Genomic DNA, 18,156 nt, shown 5'->3' with positions numbered 1-18,156 from the left:
AGTCATCCTCCCTACGAACGCAGCAGCCACTCTAGCCCCATCGCCACATGCACCTCGGCGCTGTCGAGCAACGGCAGCGGCGCGTCCACGCCGTCGAGCAACAAGCCGATTTCAGTACAGCCAAGAATCGCCACCTCGGCGCCCTGGTCGCGCAGCGTGCGCAAGCAATCCAGATAGAAATCGCGAGCGGGGGCAAGGAACTGGCCCTGACACAGCTCGGCAAAGATCACCCGGTCGATTTCCGCCATCTGTGCAGGCTGCGGAGTGATCACCTCAATCGCAAAACGCTCAGCCAGACGCTGACGATAGAAGTCTTCCTGCATGGTAAAGCGCGTACCGAGCAGGGCTGCACGGCGCACACCCTGCCGCTGCAACGCCTGACCGACGGCATCACCGATATGCAACAAGGGGATATCGACGGCGGCCTCTAACGCTGGAGCCACCTTGTGCATGGTGTTGGTCGCCAGCAACACGGCTGTCGCGCCCGCCTGCTGCAAGCCCTGCGCGGCCCCGGCCAAAAGAGTGCCCGCCGCGTGCCAGTCGCCACGTCGCTGCAGATCGGCAATTTCAGCAAAATCCAGCGAATGCAGGAGCAAGGGCGCCGAGTGCAAACCACCCAAACGCGCGCGCACGCCCTGATTAAGCAGACGGTAATAGCTGGCCGTCGACTCCCAGCTCATGCCACCCAAAATCCCTAGCTGACCCATACCCACCTCCTTCTGCGCAAAGCCTTGAGCCTAATCCGCATGCCAGTCAACGCACAGGCACAGTGCGCGGTAGAGCCACCCGTACAGCCTTATTCATTAAACCGAAAAGGCATATAAACCTTTCCAAACATTCTTAGACTCTCTAAGCAGCAACCCTTATCTTCGCAGCCTTGCGTGACTTACCCCTGTGGATTTGGCGCGCCCGACACCTCATACGAGATTCGCCGCTAAGGATGTCCATGTTCTGGGATTCACTGCCTCTGCCCCTGCTGTTTGTCGGTGCCCTGCTGGTGTGGGTGCTGTACGCCTTTGTGCGCGAGAAGTGGAGCCCGGATATCGTCGCGGCCATCGCCGTGGCGGCCCTGCTGGTCACTCAGCTGCTGGAGCCCAAGGAAGTGCTCAGCGTGCTGAGCAACTCGGCCCCAGTGACCATCGCCTGTATGTTCGTCCTCTCCGCAGCCCTGGAGCGCACTGGCTGTATCGATGCGCTGGGCAACTGGCTGGGCGACCTAGTCGGCACCAGCCCAATCCGCGTGCTGACTGGTCTGACGATTACCGCCCTGGTGATCTCGGCCTTCCTAAACAACACCCCGGTGGTGGCCATCCTCACTCCGGTGGCGATCTCCCTGGCGCGCCGCGCCGGGACGCTGCCTTCCAAGCTGCTGATTCCCCTGTCTTACGCCACCATCCTCGGCGGCACGCTGACGATGATCGGCACCTCGACCAATATTCTGGTCGACGGCGTGGCGCGTAAGGCCGGCCTGGAGCCGTTCGGCATGTTCGAAATCACCGGCGCCGGGTTGATCCTTGCCGCAGCAGGCATGCTCTACCTGCTGACCATCGGCCGGCACTTGCTGCCCGATCGCGAAACCCTGTCCAAGCAGCTGCGCCCGGACCTGGTGCGCACCTTTATGACCGAGTTACTGGTGCCGCACGACTCACCCGTCATCGGCAAGACCCTGCACGAAGCCAACCTCAACGGTGGCAGCGGCCTGCAGGTGCTGAAAATCTTCCGTGACGAACAGGAGCTTACCGAGCCCGCCTCCGACACCCAGCTGCGTGCCGGTGATCAACTGGTGCTGCACGGCCAGGTCAAAAATGTGGTTGAGCTGCGTGAAAGCGGTCATCTGATTTTCAACCGCAGTGATGCCTTCGAAACCATCAGCAGCCACGACGTGATCCTCGCCGAAGCCATAGTCGGGCGTAACTCGCGCTACAGCCACCGGCCGATGCGCGACCTCGACCTCACCGCGCGCTATGGCATCGCCGTGCTCGCCGTACACCGCCAGGACGAAAATATTCAGGGCAACCTGGATGACTTCGAATTGCAGTTCGGCGACGTGATGCTGGTAGAGGGCACACCCACGCAGATCAAGCGCTTCGCCGACAACGGTGAACTGATCAGCCTCAACGCCGTGCAGGAACGCGCCTTCCGCCGCGACAAGGCGCCGATTGCGATCATCGCCACCTTGGCCGTAATGCTGATGGCCGCCTTCGGCGTGATGCCGATCGAAGGCTTGGCGATCATCGGTGCCGTCACCGTGCTGGCGACCCGCTGCCTGGATGTGGAAGATGCCTACAAGGCCGTGGACTGGAAAATTCTCAGCCTGATTTTCGGCATGCTGGCCATCAGCATCGCCATGGACAAGGTCGGCCTGGTCAAGATGCTGGTGGAAAACACCATGACCCTGCTGCCGTGGGCCGGCCCACTGCTGATGCTGTCGTTCATTTACCTGTTCACCTCGATCCTCACCGAAATGCTCTCGAACAACGCCGTAGCGGTGCTGGTCACCCCCATCGCCATCGGCGTGGCGCAGCACCTCGGTGTCGACCCACGGGCGTTCGTGGTCGCGGTGATGTTTGCCGCCAGCGCCAGCTTCGCCACGCCCATCGGCTACCAGACCAACACCTTCGTTTACAACGCCGGCGGCTACCGCTTTACCGACTTCATGAAGGTCGGCATCCCGCTGAATATCATCCTGTGGATCGTCGCCAGCTTTGTCATCCCGTGGTTCTGGCCCCTGGTGCCGGTCTAAGGCTGAGCGTCAGCCAGCCAAGGCCTATTTCATTGCGCTAACGCATTGACCAGGCCGCGTTGCTTTGGCCATGCTGCGTGCTTGCACTCTGCCCTGAAGGAACGCACGCATGAAACTGGAAACCCTGGCCATCCACGCCGGCTATAGCCCTGACCCGACCACCAAGGCGGTGGCGGTGCCGATCTATCAGACCAGCTCCTTTGCCTTCGACGACACCCAGCACGGGGCAGACCTGTTCGACTTGAAGGTCGCGGGCAATATCTACTCGCGGATCATGAACCCGACCAACGACGTCCTCGAACAGCGCATCGCAGCGCTGGAAGGCGGCGTCGGCGCGCTGGCGGTGGCTTCCGGCATGGCGGCTATCACCTACGCCATCCAGACCGTGGCTGAAGCCGGCGACAACATCGTCTCGGTGGCCAAGCTCTACGGCGGCACTTATAACCTGCTAGCCCACACCCTGCCGCGCTTCGGCATCCAGACCCGCTTCGCCGCGCACGACGACATCGCCGCCCTCGAAACGCTGATCGACGACAAGACCAAGGCGGTGTTCTGCGAGTCCATCGGTAACCCGGCCGGCAATATCGTTGATTTGCAGGCGCTGGCCGACGCCGCGCACCGCCATGGTGTGCCGCTGATCGTCGACAACACCGTGGCCACACCGATCCTCTGCCGACCGTTTGAACACGGCGCCGACATCGTCGTGCACTCGCTGACCAAGTACATCGGCGGCCACGGCAGCAGCATCGGCGGCATCGTCGTCGACTCCGGCAACTTCCCCTGGGCCGACAATAAAGAGCGCTTTGCCCTGCTCAACACGCCGGACCCGTCGTACCACGGCGTGACCTACACCGAGGCCTTCGGCCCAGCCGCCTTTATTGGCCGTTGCCGCGTGGTGCCGCTGCGTAATACCGGCGCAGCGCTGTCGCCGTTCAACGCCTTCCTGATCCTGCAAGGCTTGGAAACCCTGGCGCTGCGCATGGAACGCCACTGCGAGAACGCCCTGAAAGTCGCGCACTACCTGCAAAATCACCCGCAGGTGGCCTGGGTCAAATACGCCGGCCTGCCCGACCACCCGGAACACGCACTGGCGCAGAAATATTGCGCAGGCACCCCGGCCTCGATTTTGTCGTTCGGTATTGTCGGCGGCCAGGAAGCCGGGGCGCGCTTTATCGATGCGCTGAAGTTGGTGGTGCGCCTGGTGAATATCGGCGACGCCAAATCACTGGCCTGCCACCCGGCCTCGACCACTCACCGCCAGCTGAATGACGAAGAGCTGGAACGCGCCGGCGTACCGCGTGACATGGTGCGCCTGTCCATCGGCATCGAGCACAGCGATGACATTCTCGCCGACCTCAGCCAGGCATTACAGGCGGCGCAAATCATCTAAGCCGGCACGGCGCACTTGATATCTGCGCCCGCGACTCCAGATTAGGACTATCCCGCCTCTGGAGTCGCCCGTGTCCAATCCCCTGCTGATCCCCTGCCCACAGTGCAACGGCCTTAACCGCATTCCCGCCGAGCGCCTGAGTGATGCGCCGCGCTGTGGCCGCTGCAAGTCCGAGGTGCTACCCAGCACGCCGTTTGACCTCAGTCAGGCCAGCTTCGCCGCGCAGAACAAGGGTGATCTGCCCTTACTGATCGACGTATGGGCCAGCTGGTGCGGCCCCTGCCGCAGCTTTGCGCCCATTTATGCGCAGGCCGCCAGCCAGCTGCAGGGCCGCTGTCGCCTGGCCAAACTGGACAGCGAAGCCAACCCGCAACTGTCGAGCCAGATGGGCATCCGCTCGATCCCCAGCCTGGTCCTGCTCAAGGGCGGCGTGGAAGTTGCGCGCCAGAGCGGCGCCCTGCCGTTGCCGCAATTACTCGGCTGGCTGCGTGAGCAGGGCATCTGAGCGAATCGGTCAACCCGGCAACGCCCTCGGGGTCATTACCCGAACACCGGGCAAGCTTTAGGCTGGTGACACAACCTCACTGTGGAGCCAGCCATGACCATGCCCCTTGAATTGGTGCGCCAACTCACCGAAGAACAGATCGCCTTCGTCCAGCGCAGCGGCCTCAAAGCCGAAGCCCTTGAGCCTGGCTATGTGCGCCTGCGCATGCCGCTGGCCGGCAACCAGAACCACATAGGTAGCATGTACGCCGGCGCGCTGTTCACCCTGGCGGAAATACCCGGTGGTGCCTTGTTCCTCACCAGCTTCGACGCCCAGCGTTTCTACCCCATCATCAAGGAAATGAACCTGCGCTTTCGCCGCCCGGCCACCGGCGATATTCGCGTCGAGGCGCGCCTTAGCGTGGAGGAAATCCAGCACCTGCAAAAACAGGCAACAGAGCAAGGAAAAGCCGAGTACCTTTTAGAGTTGCAGCTGACCGATGACAGTGGTGAAGTAGTGGCCTTAAGTCGTGGTGTGTACCAATTGCGCGCACGCTGACCTTGTCCTAGGTCAAAAGTCCAGCTATGACTTGAGGTCACAATACATGTGCCGACATGCATCGGCAGGAGATCGCCGCTCATGCCCAGTCATATCCTTATTGCCCACGACCTGCGCGGCACCGCCGATATGGCACTGTGCCGCGCCGCCCAGCTGGCCGAGCAGTTCGACGCCAAGCTAACCGTGCTGCACGTGCTTGATCCGAGCAAAAGCAGCAAGGAACACGAGCAGGCCAAGCAAGCGCTTGACCGCAGCCTGACGCAATATGCCCCCGCCGGTACGCAGTTGCTGGTCCGCAGCGGCAGCAAGCCCTCGGACACCGTGCTGCAGCACGTGAGTAGCCTGGATTGCGACCTGCTGGTACTCGGCGGTCATCACCAGCGTCACGACTTTTTCTCCGGCACCAGCCTCGACCGCATCGCGCGCAACTGCCCGGTGCCGCTGCTACTGGTCGCGCGCAATGATTTCCGCCCGTATGCGCGCGCCCTGGCCGCCATCGACTTCTCGCTCTGCGCCTGTAGCGCACTCGGCCAGGCCTACCGGCTCTTGCCAGAGACGGCCGAACTGCATGCCCTGCACGTGTTCGAGCCCGACAAAGGCCCGGCCAAGCAGGTCGAAGCGCAACTGGCCACGCAGAAAGCCCTGATTAGCCAGCTGCTGGAGGATGAAGCGCTGAACCTGCCAGAAAAAGGCCCAAGCCTCAGTCACTCGGTGCAGCAGGGTGGCATCCTGCGCTGCCTGCAAACTCACCTGAAAAATAACCACAGCGAGCTGCTGGTACTCGGCAGCCACGGCCGCAGCGCGCTGTCACAAGCCCTGCTGGGCAGCCTGGCGCAGCACTTCCTGCACAAGGCACCCTGCGATATCTACGTGGTGCGGTAGGGTGGGTTAGCCGCGCAGCGGCGTAACCCGCCATTGAAGGGGTGCGCATCTTGTCCGCAGGTACACCTTCGGCGAACTCGCCCCCATCTGCGGACCACAAAAAAAGCTGCCGCGGCAGCTTTTTTAATGTTCAGGCCCGGCTCAATCGGCGCTGTTCAGCAGGTCATGCAGCTCGACAAACTGCTGGCTCAGCTTGTGGTTGCGGTCCAGGTAGACCAAAGGCCGGCACGCCTGATGCGATTCACGCATCTTCACCGAACTCATCAGGTTGACCGGCAGCACCGGCAAGCCTTCGGCAACCAACTCATCAAGCAACTGCTGCGGCAGGCTGGCGCGCGGCTGGAACTGGTTAACCACAATACCTTCGACCTCAAGGCCCTCGTTGTGGTCTTCCTTGAGTTCTTCGAGTTCCCGCAGCAGGCCATACAGCGCCTGGCGCGAGAAGCTGTCGCAGTCGAACGGGATGAGCACGCGGTCGGCAGCGATCAGCGCTGAAACGGTGTAGAAGTTCAGCGCCGGCGGGGTGTCCAGGTAGATTCGTTCGTAATCCTCACTCAGATCCTCAAGCAATTTACGCAGCTTATTGATCTTGTGTTTCTGCTCCAGCTTGGGCTGCAGGTCAGCCAACTCGGCGGTAGCGGTGATCACATGCAGGTTGTCGAACGGCGTCTCATAGATATCCACACGGCCTTTCTTGCCGAACGGCGCGGACGACAAGCTGTTCTTGAAGAATTCAGCGATGCCCATGGGGATCTCATCGCCAGTCAGGCCGGTGAGGTAATGGGTTGAGTTGGCCTGGGCATCCAGGTCAATCAGCAGCGTGCGATAGCCCTGGGAGGCACTGACTGCGGCCAGGTTGCAGGCAATGCTGGACTTGCCCACCCCGCCCTTCTGATTGAAGATCACGCGCCGCATAAAATACTCTCCCTGAATCCCACATAAACCCCGAAATGGTCCCGGATTCTATGCAAAGTACATGACAAGGGCGAGATTTTCGGCAAATCCACCAGCGCCTAAGGCCCGCAAGGCAGCGCATGGATTTGCGCAGGGCCCGCGTGGTCTGGATAATGCCCGCACTTTGCCACACCTGCTGCCAAGCCCTCCGCTGGTTGCGGCTGGCGGTAGCCGACACGGACGCCCACCGCGTGACACATTTCAGGATCGAAAAATGGCGTGCCTGGGCACCTGGCCTGGACAGCACGGCTGACTGGTGCGCCTGGCATCAGGCCCCGTCACGCCTGGCTGACAGCGGTGAGCAACCCGACGTCAGCGCACTCCCGGCCATGCAGCGGCGGCGCTTGAGCCGCCTGGCGCGGATGGCCTTCCATGTCGCCTGGCCGCTGGCCGAAGCGTACCCGCAACTGCCCATGGTGTTCGCCAGCCGGCATGGCGAAACCTCGCGCACCCTAAGCATTCTCAGCGACCTGGCGCATAATGAGCCGCTGTCTCCGACCCAGTTCAGCCTCTCGGTGCACAACGCGATCATCGGCCTGTGGTCGATTCAGCGCGCTGACCACAGCGAAATGAGCGCTATCGCCGGTGCTGGCGACGGCCTGGAAAACGCCGTACTGGAAGCCTGCGGCATGCTCCACGACGGCGCGCCGGCCGTGTTGCTGGTAATCGCCGAGGAAGCACCGCCGGCGCTCTACGCGCCCTTTGTCGATGATGTGCCATTTCCTTATGCCGTGGGCCTATTGCTGACTCCCGGCACCGACTGGCACTTGCAGCTCGGCCGTGGCGACGCCGCCTGCAGCGAATGGCCGCATGCCCTCAACCTGGTCCGCGCGCTGTGCAGCGACCAGGCCACCCTGCAGCATCACTGGAAGAGCCGGCAATGGACATGGTCACGCAACAAGGCCTGAGCCGTTACAGCGCGCCCTATATCTGGCGGCTGTTTGCCACGGCCCTGAGTTTCAGCCTATTCGGCATCGGTGGCCTCCTGCTGCGCGTGCTGATCTTCCCACTGCTTGCCCTTTTGCCCGGCGACGCCCTGGTCCGGCGCACCCGCGCCCGTGCCGTGGTGAGTAAAACCTTCTACCTATTCGTACAGTTTATGTACCGCAGCGGCGTGCTGACCTACGAAGTCGAGGGGGTCGAGCGCCTCGGCCGCCCCGGGCAGATGGTGATAGCCAACCACCCCTCGCTGATCGACGTGGTGGTACTGATCGCCTTTATCCGCAACGCCAACTGCGTGGTCAAACAAAGCCTGTGGGACAACCCGAGCATGCGCGGGCCAATCCGTTCAGCCGGCTATATCAGCAACAGCGGCAGCATGGACATGCTCGACGAAGCGGCCGGTGCCCTGCAAAGCGGCCAGACCCTGGTGATTTTTCCCGAGGGCACGCGCACCACTCCAGGGCACAGCCCAGCGTTTCATCGTGGCGCATCGGCGATTGCCCTGCGCGGTGCGCGCCTCGTCACCCCGGTGGTGATCAGCGTCACGCCCACCACCCTGACCAAAGCCGAGCCTTGGTACAGCATTCCGTCGCGGCGTTTCCACTTTCGCCTGCGTGTAGGCGAGGATATTGACCCACAACAGTTCAATGCCATGGGGCCGCCACCGATCGCCTCACGCAAACTCAACGACTTTCTGCATCACCACTTTATTAAGGAGCTCGCCAAAGATGAGCGATTTACAGCTGGAAATTAAACACCTGATCATCGATGCCCTCGGTCTCGAAGACATGGCTGCCGAAGACATCGCCGCCGACTTAACCCTGTTTGGCGAAGGCCTGGGCCTGGATTCGGTCGACGCCCTGGAGCTCGGCCTGGCCATCCAGAAGCGTTTTGGCATCAAGATCGACGCCGAAGCCAAAGACACCCGCAAGCACTTTGCCAACGTAGCCAGCCTGGCGGCATTCGTGTCATCGCAACAGACCGCCTGAGGAAGCCACTGATGCAAACCCGTGAAGAAATTTTCGACACCCTGCGCGACGCCCTGGTCGAGTTGTTCGAATTGGACGCCGAGCGCATTACCCCGCAAGCCAACCTCTATCAGGACCTGGAAATCGACAGCATCGACGCCGTCGACCTGATCGACCACATCAAGCGCCAAACCGGCAAAAAGCTCGCCGCCGAGGAGTTCAAAGCGGTGCGCACCGTTGGTGACGTGGTCGAGGCGGTGCTGCAACTGGTCAACGCCCCAGTCAGCGAATAATGAGCCGCCTATTGGGCCTGCTCCTGCTGCTGGTCGGGCTGCTCTATCCGTTTGCCGTGTACTACGGCATCGAGCACCTCTCACCGCGCCTGTTTGCCGCGGTGCTCGGCGGCTTGTGGCTGGTGCGCGCGCTGAGCCAGTGGGGCAAACCCGGCAACCGCTGGATGACCGCCGTGGCTCTGGGCTTCTGCCTGCTACTGGGCCTGGCCGGCGACCCTGCGCTATTGCGCTGGTACCCAGTGTTACTGAACGGCCTGCTGCTGGCGCTGTTCGGCCTCAGCTTGAAGTTCGGCCCGCCGCTGATCGAGCGCCTGGCGCGTTTGACCGAGCCACAACTGCCCGAGGTCGCGGTGCGTTATACGCGCACCGTCACCCAGGTCTGGGCCGGGTTCTTCCTGGTCAACGGCCTGGTGGTAGTGGCGCTTAACTTCTACGCGCCGCTGAGCTGGTGGACCCTGTATACCGGGCTGATTGCCTACGGCCTGATGGGCCTGCTGTTTGCCGGCGAGTGGCTGGTGCGCCAGCGTGTAAGGAGACATGCATGAGCCTTTGGCTAGCTCTGGATCAACTGCTGCTGCAAGCCCACGCAGGACGCCCAGCCACTCCGGACATGGACCAGCCGCGCCTGCGCCAGCAGGCGTTGCAGCTGGCGGCAGAGCTGCAGCGCCGAAACGCACAGCGCGTGGCCCTGTACCTCGACGATGCCGGCGAACTGGCGATTGCCCTGCTGGCCGCCTGGCGCGCCGGCATCGCCGTGCTGCTACCCGCCGATGCCCAGCCGCAGACCCGCCAGCGCCTGAGTACGCAATGCGACCTGTGGCTGGACAGCCTCGACGGCCTGCTCAGCGCTGACGGCCCGGCCCTGTCGCCCGCGCCGTTGGCGCTCGACCACTGCCAGCTAACCCTGTGCACCTCCGGTTCCAGCGGTGCCGCTAAGCTGATCGACAAGTCCCTGCGTCAGTTAAGCAATGAAGTCGAGGCGCTTGAGCAACTGTGGGGCGCGCAGCTAGGCCGTGCGACCATCCTCGGCAGCGTCGCCACCCAGCACATCTACGGCCTGCTGTTTCGCGTGCTGTGGCCACTGTGCGCCGGCCGCACCTTGCTGCGCCGCGCCCAGCCGTTCCCGGAAGATTTGCAACGCGAAAGCCTGGCCACCGGCACAGCGTTCGCCTGGGTCGCCAGCCCGGCGTTACTGAAAAGAATGGGCGACAACCTTAACTGGCCGGCACTGCGTGCGGTGCGCCAGGTGTTCTCCTCCGGCGGCGCACTGCCTGCTGAAACCGCTGCCGAGCTGCATGGCCTGCTTGGTCAATGGCCCACGGAAATCTACGGCAGCTCGGAAACCGGCGGCATCGCCTGGCGTCAGGGCGGCGAGCTATGGACACCATTCGCCGATGTCGTGCTTGGGCAAAACGCCGAAGGCGCGCTCAACCTGACCTCGCCCTATCTGCCGGCCGGCCACCGCGAGCAGACCGCCGATGCGGGTGAGCTGCAGGCCGATGGCCGCTTCGCCCTGCGCGGCCGCCTCGACCGGATCGTCAAACTGGAAGAGAAACGTATTTCCCTGCCCATGCTGGAACAGGCGCTGAGCTGCCATGCATGGCTCAGCGACGCGCGCCTCGGGGTGGTCCAGGAAGGCCGCGCCTACCTCGGCGCGCTAGTAGCCCTGAGCCCGGCCGGCCTGCACGCGCTGCGCAATCAAGGGCGCAAAACCGTCATCGAAACCCTGCGCGGTCACCTGGCCGAGCATTGCGAGGCCATTGCCCTGCCACGCCGTTGGCGGCTGCTCGCGCAACTGCCCTACAACAATCAGGGCAAGCTGGCGCAAGCCACGGTGGAAACACTGCTGGCCGAACCGCGGCCGACCCAGGTAGAGCCGCTGTCGGCAGTCGAGCACGACGGCGAATGGCTGCTTGAGCTGGATGTACCGCTGGACCTCGCGTATTTCACCGGCCACTTCCCGCAGACCCCGGTGCTGCCAGGCGTGGTGCAGGTCGATTGGGCGCAACAACTGGCCCGCCGCCTGATCAACGACCTGCCGCCGCGCTTCAGCGGCATGGAAGTGCTGAAGTTTCAGCAGCTGATTCGCCCCGGTGACCGCTTGCAGCTGAGCCTGCGTTTCGACGCCGCGCGCGGCAAACTGTATTTCACCTTCCGCAACGGCGAAGCGCCCTGCTCTTCCGGGCGCATCTTGCTGGGGCAGGCGCAATGAGTGGCTTTGCTAGGTTGGCGTTGAGCGCAGCGATACCCAACAAGTTGGCGATGGGTATCGCTGCGCTCCACCCATCCTACGGGGTTGTGCGCCATGCATAAGCCCTGCGCGGTAATCCCGGTGTACAACCACGAACACGCTCTGCCGCTGGTGGTCGATGCCCTGCGTGATGCCGGCCTGCCCTGCGTACTGGTGGATGACGCGTCAAGCCCGGCCTGCGCGGCGGTGATCGATCAGCTGGCTGAGCAGCCTGACACCTATCTGCTGCGCCTTGCGGTCAATCAGGGCAAAGGCGGCGCGGTGATGGCCGGCCTGCGTGAGGCGGCGCGCCTGGGCTTTAGCCATGCCTTACAAGTAGATGCCGACGGCCAGCATGATCTGAATGATCTCGGCGCTTTTCTCGCCGCGTCCCGAGCCGCACCCGCGGCGCTGATCTGTGGCTACCCGCAATACGACGCGAGCGTGCCGAAAGGCCGTCTCTACGCACGCTACCTGACCCATGTGTGGGTGTGGATCAACACCCTGTCGCTGAGTATCCGCGACTCCATGTGCGGCTTTCGCGTCTACCCGCTGCCGGCCACCCTGGCGCTGATCGACTCGGTGAACATCGGCAAGCGCATGGACTTCGACACCGAGGTGCTGGTGCGCCTGGCCTGGCGCAATCAGCCCATGCATTGGTTGCCAACCAAGGTGCATTACCCGCTGGACGGCCTTTCACACTTCCGCCTGTGGCACGACAACGTTTTGATCTCGAAAATGCACAGCAAACTGTTCTTCGGCATGCTCCTGCGCGCCCCGCAGCTCCTCTGGCACAGGTGGCGCGGATGAGCCAGCAGCACTGGGCCGGGCAGCGCGAGCGCGGCAGTTTTATCCTGATGAAATTCACCGCCTGGCTGGCGCGCCTGCTCGGTCGCCGGCTGATCAGCCCGCTGCTGTACCTGATCGTGCTGTATTTCTACCTGTTCGGCGGCAAGGCGCGGCGCAGCATCCAGCAGTACCAACGCAACCTGGCCACCTGGAGCGGTCGCGCCGAGTTGCACCCCAGTCGCCGCTCAGTATTTCGTCATTTCATGAGTTTCGCCGACACCCTGCTCGACAAGCTCGACGTGTGGAACGGCAAGCTCGGCCTGGAACACATCACCCTGGTTGACCCGAGCAATACCTGCGCCCAGCTGCACCAGCAAGGCCGTGGACAAATGCTGGTGGCCGCGCACCTGGGCAACCTGGAAGTCTGCCGCGCCCTCGCCGAGCTCGGCGAGCAAGTGACCATGAATGTGCTGGTGCACACCAAGCATGCTGAACAGTTCAACCGCCTGCTCGGCGAGGCTGGTTCTAGCCACTTGCGCCTGATCCAGGTCAGCGAACTGGACGCGGCAATCATGCTGCAATTGTCCGAGCGCCTGGAGCGTGGCGAGTGGCTGGCGATTGCCGGCGACCGCGTGCCGCTCAAGGGCAGCCGCAAGGTCAGCGTGGACTTTCTCGGCAAGCCCGCGGCCTTCCCGCAAGGCCCGTGGTTGCTGGCTGGGCTGCTGCAATGCCCGGTCAACCTGATTCACTGCCTGAAGATCGACAAACGCTATCAGGTGATCATCGAACCCTTCGCCGAGCGCCTGCGCTGGAAGCGCAACGAACGTGATGAGGTGATCCGCCACTGGACCCAACGCTACGCCGACCAGCTCGCGCAACGCTGCCTGGATGCGCCTCTGCAATGGTTCAATTTCTACCCGTTCTGGAATAAAGATGACGACACATCAGCCTGATCCCATCGTGTTTGGCGAGCGCCCCTTGAGCATCGAACAGGTTGTCGCCCTGGCCAGCCGCAGCGCCCCGGCGCAGTTGCAAAGCGATGCCGTCTACCGTGAAAAAATCGCCAAGGGCGCGCGCTTTCTCGACAGCCTGTTGGATAAGGAAGGCGTGATCTACGGCGTCACCACCGGCTACGGCGACTCCTGCGTGGTGGCCGTGCCACTGCATCAGGTCGAAGCGCTGCCGCGCCACCTTTACACCTTCCACGGCTGCGGCCTGGGCAAGCTACTCGATGAGCCGGCCACCCGCGCGGTACTCGCTGCACGCTTGCAGTCGCTGTGTCAGGGCGTATCCGGGGTGCGTGTGGAATTGCTCGAACGCCTGCAGGCCTTTCTCGAATTTGATGTGCTGCCGTTGATTCCGGAAGAAGGCTCGGTCGGCGCCAGCGGTGACCTCACCCCGCTATCCTACGTGGCCGCCACCCTCAGTGGTGAGCGCGAAGTAATGTTCAAAGGTGAGCGCCGCAGCGCTGCCGACGTGCACGCCGAACTGGACTGGACGCCACTCACCTTGCGCCCGAAAGAAGCGCTGGCGCTGATGAACGGCACGGCGGTAATGACCGCCCTGGCCTGCCAGGCTTATTCGCGCGCCGACTACCTGCTCAAGCTGGCCACGCGCATCACCGCGCTTAACGTGGTGGCGCTGGAAGGCAACCCGGAGCACTTCGACGAGCGCCTGTTCGCCGCCAAACCGCATCCGGGGCAGATGCAAGTCGCCGCCTGGTTGCGTCAGGACCTGGCCATCGACGCACCGACCGCGCCGTTGCACCGCCTGCAGGACCGCTACTCGCTGCGCTGCGCACCGCATGTACTCGGTGTGCTGGCCGACAGCCTGGGCCTGCTGCGCCAATTTATCGAGATCGAGCTGAACAGCGCCAACGACAACCCGCTGATCGACGCCGAAGCCGAACGCGTGCTGCACGGTGGGCACTTCTACGGCGGGCATATCGCCTTCGCCATGGACAGCCTGAAGAACCTGGTGGGTAACGTCGCCGACCTGCTCGACCGCCAGCTCGCCCTGCTGGTCGACACGCGCTACAACCATGGCCTGCCGAGCAACCTGTCCGGCGCGCCGAGCGTCAGCGCGATGATCAACCACGGCTTCAAAGCGGTGCAGATCGGCACCAGCGCCTGGACCGCCGAAGCGCTGAAAAACACCATGCCGGCCAGCGTGTTCTCGCGCTCCACCGAGTGCCATAACCAGGACAAGGTGAGCATGGGTACCATCGCCGCCCGCGACGCCCTGCGCAGCCTGGAGCTGACCGAACAGGTCGCCGCCGCCACCCTGCTGGCCGCTAACCAGGGCGTATGGCTGCGTCAGCGCGACGGCAAAATCGACATCCCCGCCCCAGTGGCCGCCATGCGCGAGCAACTGGCCGTGGACTTCCACCCGGTCATCGAAGACCGCGCCCTGGAAGCCGAGCTGCGCCTGTGCCTGGCGCGCATCCGTGAGCAACACTGGAGCCTCTATGCGTAGCAAGGGTGTGCTGCAGGCCGAGATCGAACTACAGGTGCCGTTCTTCGACGTCGACATGATGGAAGTGGTCTGGCACGGCCACTACGTCAAATACTTCGAAGAGGCGCGCTGCGCCCTGCTCGACAAGCTTGGCCACAACTACCGGCAGATGCGCGACGCTGGCTACGCCTGGCCGGTGATCGACCTGCAGGTGCGCTATATCCGTGGCGCGCAGTTCGGCCAACGGATCACCGTGCGCGCCGATCTGGTGGAGTGGGAAAACCGCCTGAAGATCAACTACCTGATCTTGGACGCCGCCACCGGCGAGCGCATAACCCGCGGCAGCAGCGTGCAAGTGGCGGTGGAAATCGCCACCCGCGAGATGCAATTTGCTTCGCCCAAGGTGCTGCTCGACGCCGTTGCGAAGGTGTTGGCGTGAGCAGTCGTTGGGCTGGACTAAGCCGCGTGTTCAACCCTGTAGGTTGGGTTGAGCTTAGCGATACCCAACGCGGTGCGCGGATAAACGCGCAGGCAGTAAGCAGAACGCTATACGCCCTGTTCCTGCTGCTCTTAACCACCCACGCCCACGCTTTTGACCTCGAGCAACTCAGCGCCCAGCTGGCCAAGCCTGCGGTAGTGCGCGGCCCGTTGATTCAGGAAAAACACCTGCGCGCCCTGCCGCAGCCTCTGACCAGTCGTGGCCAGTTCGTCCTCAGTCGCGACCTCGGCCTGCTCTGGCAGCTGCAAAGCCCGCTGCAGCAGGATTACCGCATCGATAATCAGGGCATTGCCAAGCGCACGGCCAATGGTTGGCAACAGCAGCCCGGCCAGGATGTTGCCGCCCAGCAAAGCCGGCTGTTCCTCGCCGTGCTCAAGGGTGACCACAGCGGCCTGGCCCGCGACTTCGAATTGCAGCTGAGCGGCAGCGCCGAGGCCTGGCAACTACAGCTGATACCAAACTCACTGTTGCTGAAACAGATTTTCAGCCGCATCCAGATCGAAGGTGGTGCGCTGGTGCAACGCATCGAGCTGCATGAAACCCAGGGCGACCACAGCGTTTTGCGCCTGCCTGACAGCCAGGCCGGAACTGCGCTGAACGAACAGGAGCAGCGCGACTTTGCCCAGTGAACGCTGGCTGCCGCGCGGCTTTTTGCTGCTGCTCGTCGCCCTGCTCGCACTCGCCGCCTGGCAGTGGCGTAACGGCCCGCCCGTAGCAGCCGATATGCTCGCGCTATTGCCCGCTGGCAGCGGCGATGCGCTGGTAAAAAAAGCCGAGCAACGCATGCAGGAGCCGCTCAACCGCGACCTGCTGTTATTGATCGGTCACCCGCAACGCGAACAGGCGATTGCCCTGGTGCAGAAGGTGGGCGAGCAATGGCGTGGCAGCGGGCGTTTCGCCCAAGTGCAATGGAGCGTCGACAGCGACCTTGACGCCCTGCGCGACTACCTGCGGCATAACCGCCTGGCCCTGCTCCCCGCCGCCGATCGCCAGCTGTTGCTGGAGCAGCCACAGCAGTTGCTCGAACAACGCGCCGCTCAGTTGTTCGACCCCTTCGCCAGTTTCAGCCTGCTGCCCATCGAGCAAGATTGGCTCGGTCTTGGCCTGCGCGCGCAGCAAGCGCTGAATCCCGGCAGCCGCATCCAGGCCGACCTCAGCAGCGGTGCTCTGCTATTGGAAGAGCCGGGCATGACCTGGGCCCTGCTGCGCGCCAGCGCCCAGGGCAGTGCGTTCGATATGCAGGAGCCGCCGCTGATCGCCGCGCAGGTCGCCAGCACCCGCAGCCAGATCGAACGCGCCGGCGGTCAATTGCTGGCCGCCGGTGGCGTGCTGTATGCCGCTGCCGGGCAAGCCAAGGCGACCCGCGAAATCAGCCTGATTGGCGGCGGTGCCACCCTCGGCACCCTGCTGCTGTTGCTGCTGGCCTTCCGCCGCGTGCGGGTGCTGGTCAGCCTGCTGCCCATCGGCATGGCCCTGCTCGCCGGCTGCACCGCCTGCGTGCTGGTGTTCGGCCAGATCAACGCCCTGACCTTGGTGCTGGGGGCCAGCCTGGTCGGCGTGGCCGCCGATTACCCGCAGCACTATTTAAGTAAGAGCTGGAGCAATACCGAGGGTGCGGAGGACTGGAACAGTTGGGCCGCCCTACGCGCCACCCTGCCGGGCCTGAGCTTGAGCCTGGGCACCAACCTGATCGGCTACCTGGCGCTGGCCTTCACGCCGTTTCCGGCGCTGACTCAGGTCGCGCTATTCTCCGCCGCCGGGCTGATCGCCGCCTACCTCTGCTCGGTGTGCCTGCTGCCAGCCTGGCTCAAGGGCCTGCAACTACGCCCATCGCCGCGTCTGCTCAACTTCAGCAAACGCCTGCTCAGCGGCCGTGCGCGCCTGCTGAGTAACGTCGGGAGTGCGCCACTGCTAATCGTGTTGCTGCTGTTCTGCGCCGGCGGCCTGTGGCAGCTGCACACGCAAAATGATTTGCGCCAGTGGCTCGGCAAAGAGCCACAACTGCTCGCCGAGGCCCAGCGCATCGCCGAGCTGACCGGCCAGCAGCCCACCAGCCAGTTCTTCCTGGTGCGCGCCGCCAATGCGCAGCAACTGCTGGAGCGCCAAGCGGTGCTGAGCCAGCGTCTGGACCAGGCGGTAGAGAACGGCCAGTTGCGTGACTACCGCGCCCTGAGCCAACTGCTCGCCCCTGACAGTCAGCTGCAGCCACTGCGCGCGGCACTGCGCGAACTGCCGCCGCACTGGCAGCCCCTGCTCGACCTGGGCATCCCACCAGCCGCGCTGCACGGCGAACTGCTGGCGCTGCAGCAACGCAATCAGGCCAGCCTTGAGCAAGCCCTGGCCAGCCCCCTAGGCGAACCTTGGCGACCACTGTGGCTGGGCGCCTATAGCAAAGACGGGGCCGAGGGCGTGGCCGGGCTGGTCAGCCTGCAGGGGCTGAGCAACAGCCGCGCACTCAAGCCACTGGTCGAGGACCTGCCGGGCGTGCAACTGGTGGATCGGATCAGCGAACTCAACGCGCTGTTCAGCGCCACGCAGCTCAGCGCGGCCGAACTGAAACTCATCTCCAGCCTGGCGATCCTGCTGTTGCTGTGCCTGCCCTTCGGCCTCGGCGGCGCGTTGCGGGTGGTCTGCCTGCCGCTGCTGGCCGCTCTGGCGGCGCTGGCCTGTCTCGGCTGGCTGGGCCAGCCACTGACCCTGTTCAGCCTGTTCGGCCTGCTGTTGATCACCGCCATTGGCGTTGATTACGCCATTTTGATGCGCGAGAACATCGGCGGCCCGGCGGTGAGCCTGCTCGGCACCCTGCTTTCGGCGCTAACCAGTTGGCTATCGTTCGGCCTGCTGCTAATCAGTGACACCCCGGCAATTGCCAACTTCGGCCTGGCGATCAGCCTCGGTCTGCTGTTCTGTTTCCTCCTCGCGCCTTGGGCCGGCACTCAGCCCGCGCCACGCACAGAGCACGCCGCATGA

Annotated in this window: 19 protein-coding genes; 17 read left to right on the top strand and 2 right to left on the bottom strand. The window is 63.7% G+C overall.

Features of this window, described 5'->3' with window-relative positions; genetic code table 11:
* Window positions 1-11: 11 nt before the first annotated feature.
* Window positions 12-707 carry an aspartate/glutamate racemase family protein gene (locus Q0V31_RS08175; protein WP_298186667.1) on the bottom strand — a complete coding sequence of 232 codons (696 nt, stop codon included), beginning with the start codon at window positions 705-707 and terminating at the stop codon, window positions 12-14.
* A 239-nt stretch (window positions 708-946) separates the two neighbouring features.
* Between Q0V31_RS08175 and Q0V31_RS08170 the strand changes: the two genes are divergently transcribed.
* From Q0V31_RS08170 to Q0V31_RS08150, 5 genes are all read left to right on the top strand, one after another.
* The gene (locus tag Q0V31_RS08170) at window positions 947-2,743 is read left to right on the top strand and encodes an SLC13 family permease (protein WP_298186665.1); all 1,797 of its coding nucleotides are present in this window, start codon (window positions 947-949) and stop codon (window positions 2,741-2,743) included.
* 109 nt (window positions 2,744-2,852) lie between these two features.
* The gene (locus Q0V31_RS08165; protein WP_298186662.1) at window positions 2,853-4,133 is read left to right on the top strand and encodes a bifunctional O-acetylhomoserine aminocarboxypropyltransferase/cysteine synthase; all 1,281 of its coding nucleotides are present in this window, start codon (window positions 2,853-2,855) and stop codon (window positions 4,131-4,133) included.
* Between the two features lie 70 nt (window positions 4,134-4,203).
* A complete protein-coding gene (gene trxC, locus Q0V31_RS08160; RefSeq protein WP_298186660.1) occupies window positions 4,204-4,638 on the top strand; it encodes a thioredoxin TrxC in 435 nt (144 codons plus the stop codon).
* A gap of 93 nt (window positions 4,639-4,731) precedes the next feature.
* Window positions 4,732-5,175 carry a YiiD C-terminal domain-containing protein gene (locus tag Q0V31_RS08155; RefSeq protein WP_298186656.1) on the top strand — a complete coding sequence of 148 codons (444 nt, stop codon included), beginning with the start codon at window positions 4,732-4,734 and terminating at the stop codon, window positions 5,173-5,175.
* A gap of 81 nt (window positions 5,176-5,256) precedes the next feature.
* Window positions 5,257-6,057, top strand: coding sequence for a universal stress protein (locus tag Q0V31_RS08150; protein WP_298186653.1), 801 nt, complete (start codon window positions 5,257-5,259; stop codon window positions 6,055-6,057).
* 141 nt (window positions 6,058-6,198) lie between these two features.
* Here the strand turns inward: Q0V31_RS08150 and Q0V31_RS08145 are convergent, their stop codons facing one another.
* The gene (locus Q0V31_RS08145; RefSeq protein ID WP_298186651.1) at window positions 6,199-6,972 is read right to left on the bottom strand and encodes a ParA family protein; all 774 of its coding nucleotides are present in this window, start codon (window positions 6,970-6,972) and stop codon (window positions 6,199-6,201) included.
* Between the two features lie 230 nt (window positions 6,973-7,202).
* Here Q0V31_RS08145 and Q0V31_RS08140 point away from each other — a divergent pair, with 230 nt between their 5' ends.
* The 12 genes from Q0V31_RS08140 (at window position 7,203) to Q0V31_RS08085 (ending at window position 18,156) form a co-directional block, all read left to right on the top strand.
* The gene (locus Q0V31_RS08140; protein ID WP_298186649.1) at window positions 7,203-7,919 is read left to right on the top strand and encodes a beta-ketoacyl synthase chain length factor; all 717 of its coding nucleotides are present in this window, start codon (window positions 7,203-7,205) and stop codon (window positions 7,917-7,919) included.
* Window positions 7,892-8,707, top strand: coding sequence for a lysophospholipid acyltransferase family protein (locus Q0V31_RS08135; RefSeq protein ID WP_298186646.1), 816 nt, complete (start codon window positions 7,892-7,894; stop codon window positions 8,705-8,707). The genes Q0V31_RS08140 and Q0V31_RS08135 overlap by 28 nt, the downstream gene beginning before the upstream one ends.
* Window positions 8,682-8,942, top strand: coding sequence for a phosphopantetheine-binding protein (locus Q0V31_RS08130; protein ID WP_298186644.1), 261 nt, complete (start codon window positions 8,682-8,684; stop codon window positions 8,940-8,942). The genes Q0V31_RS08135 and Q0V31_RS08130 overlap by 26 nt, the downstream gene beginning before the upstream one ends.
* Before the next feature lie 11 nt (window positions 8,943-8,953).
* The gene (locus Q0V31_RS08125; protein ID WP_298186641.1) at window positions 8,954-9,214 is read left to right on the top strand and encodes an acyl carrier protein; all 261 of its coding nucleotides are present in this window, start codon (window positions 8,954-8,956) and stop codon (window positions 9,212-9,214) included.
* The gene (locus tag Q0V31_RS08120; RefSeq protein WP_298186639.1) at window positions 9,214-9,759 is read left to right on the top strand and encodes a hypothetical protein; all 546 of its coding nucleotides are present in this window, start codon (window positions 9,214-9,216) and stop codon (window positions 9,757-9,759) included. The genes Q0V31_RS08125 and Q0V31_RS08120 overlap by 1 nt, the downstream gene beginning before the upstream one ends.
* A complete protein-coding gene (locus Q0V31_RS08115) occupies window positions 9,756-11,426 on the top strand; it encodes an acyl-CoA synthetase family protein (protein ID WP_298186636.1) in 1,671 nt (556 codons plus the stop codon). The genes Q0V31_RS08120 and Q0V31_RS08115 overlap by 4 nt, the downstream gene beginning before the upstream one ends.
* 93 nt (window positions 11,427-11,519) lie before the next feature.
* Entirely contained in the window at window positions 11,520-12,254 is a 735-nt protein-coding gene (locus Q0V31_RS08110; RefSeq protein ID WP_298186633.1) for a glycosyltransferase family 2 protein, read from the top strand.
* Window positions 12,251-13,186 carry a glycosyl transferase gene (locus Q0V31_RS08105; protein ID WP_298186630.1) on the top strand — a complete coding sequence of 312 codons (936 nt, stop codon included), beginning with the start codon at window positions 12,251-12,253 and terminating at the stop codon, window positions 13,184-13,186. Before Q0V31_RS08110 ends, Q0V31_RS08105 begins: the two co-directional genes overlap by 4 nt.
* On the top strand, window positions 13,167-14,708 hold the full coding sequence (locus Q0V31_RS08100; protein ID WP_298186628.1) for a histidine ammonia-lyase: 1,542 nt from the start codon (window positions 13,167-13,169) through the stop codon (window positions 14,706-14,708). Before Q0V31_RS08105 ends, Q0V31_RS08100 begins: the two co-directional genes overlap by 20 nt.
* A complete protein-coding gene (locus tag Q0V31_RS08095; protein ID WP_298186623.1) occupies window positions 14,701-15,126 on the top strand; it encodes an acyl-CoA thioesterase in 426 nt (141 codons plus the stop codon). Before Q0V31_RS08100 ends, Q0V31_RS08095 begins: the two co-directional genes overlap by 8 nt.
* Before the next feature lie 116 nt (window positions 15,127-15,242).
* Entirely contained in the window at window positions 15,243-15,815 is a 573-nt protein-coding gene (locus tag Q0V31_RS08090) for an outer membrane lipoprotein carrier protein LolA (protein WP_298190978.1), read from the top strand.
* A complete protein-coding gene (locus Q0V31_RS08085) occupies window positions 15,805-18,156 on the top strand; it encodes a hypothetical protein (RefSeq protein ID WP_298186620.1) in 2,352 nt (783 codons plus the stop codon). Before Q0V31_RS08090 ends, Q0V31_RS08085 begins: the two co-directional genes overlap by 11 nt.

The organism is uncultured Pseudomonas sp., from assembly GCF_943846705.1.
Classification (GTDB): Bacteria; Pseudomonadota; Gammaproteobacteria; order Pseudomonadales; family Pseudomonadaceae; genus Aquipseudomonas.
This window is presented reverse-complemented; position numbering and strand designations above follow the sequence as displayed.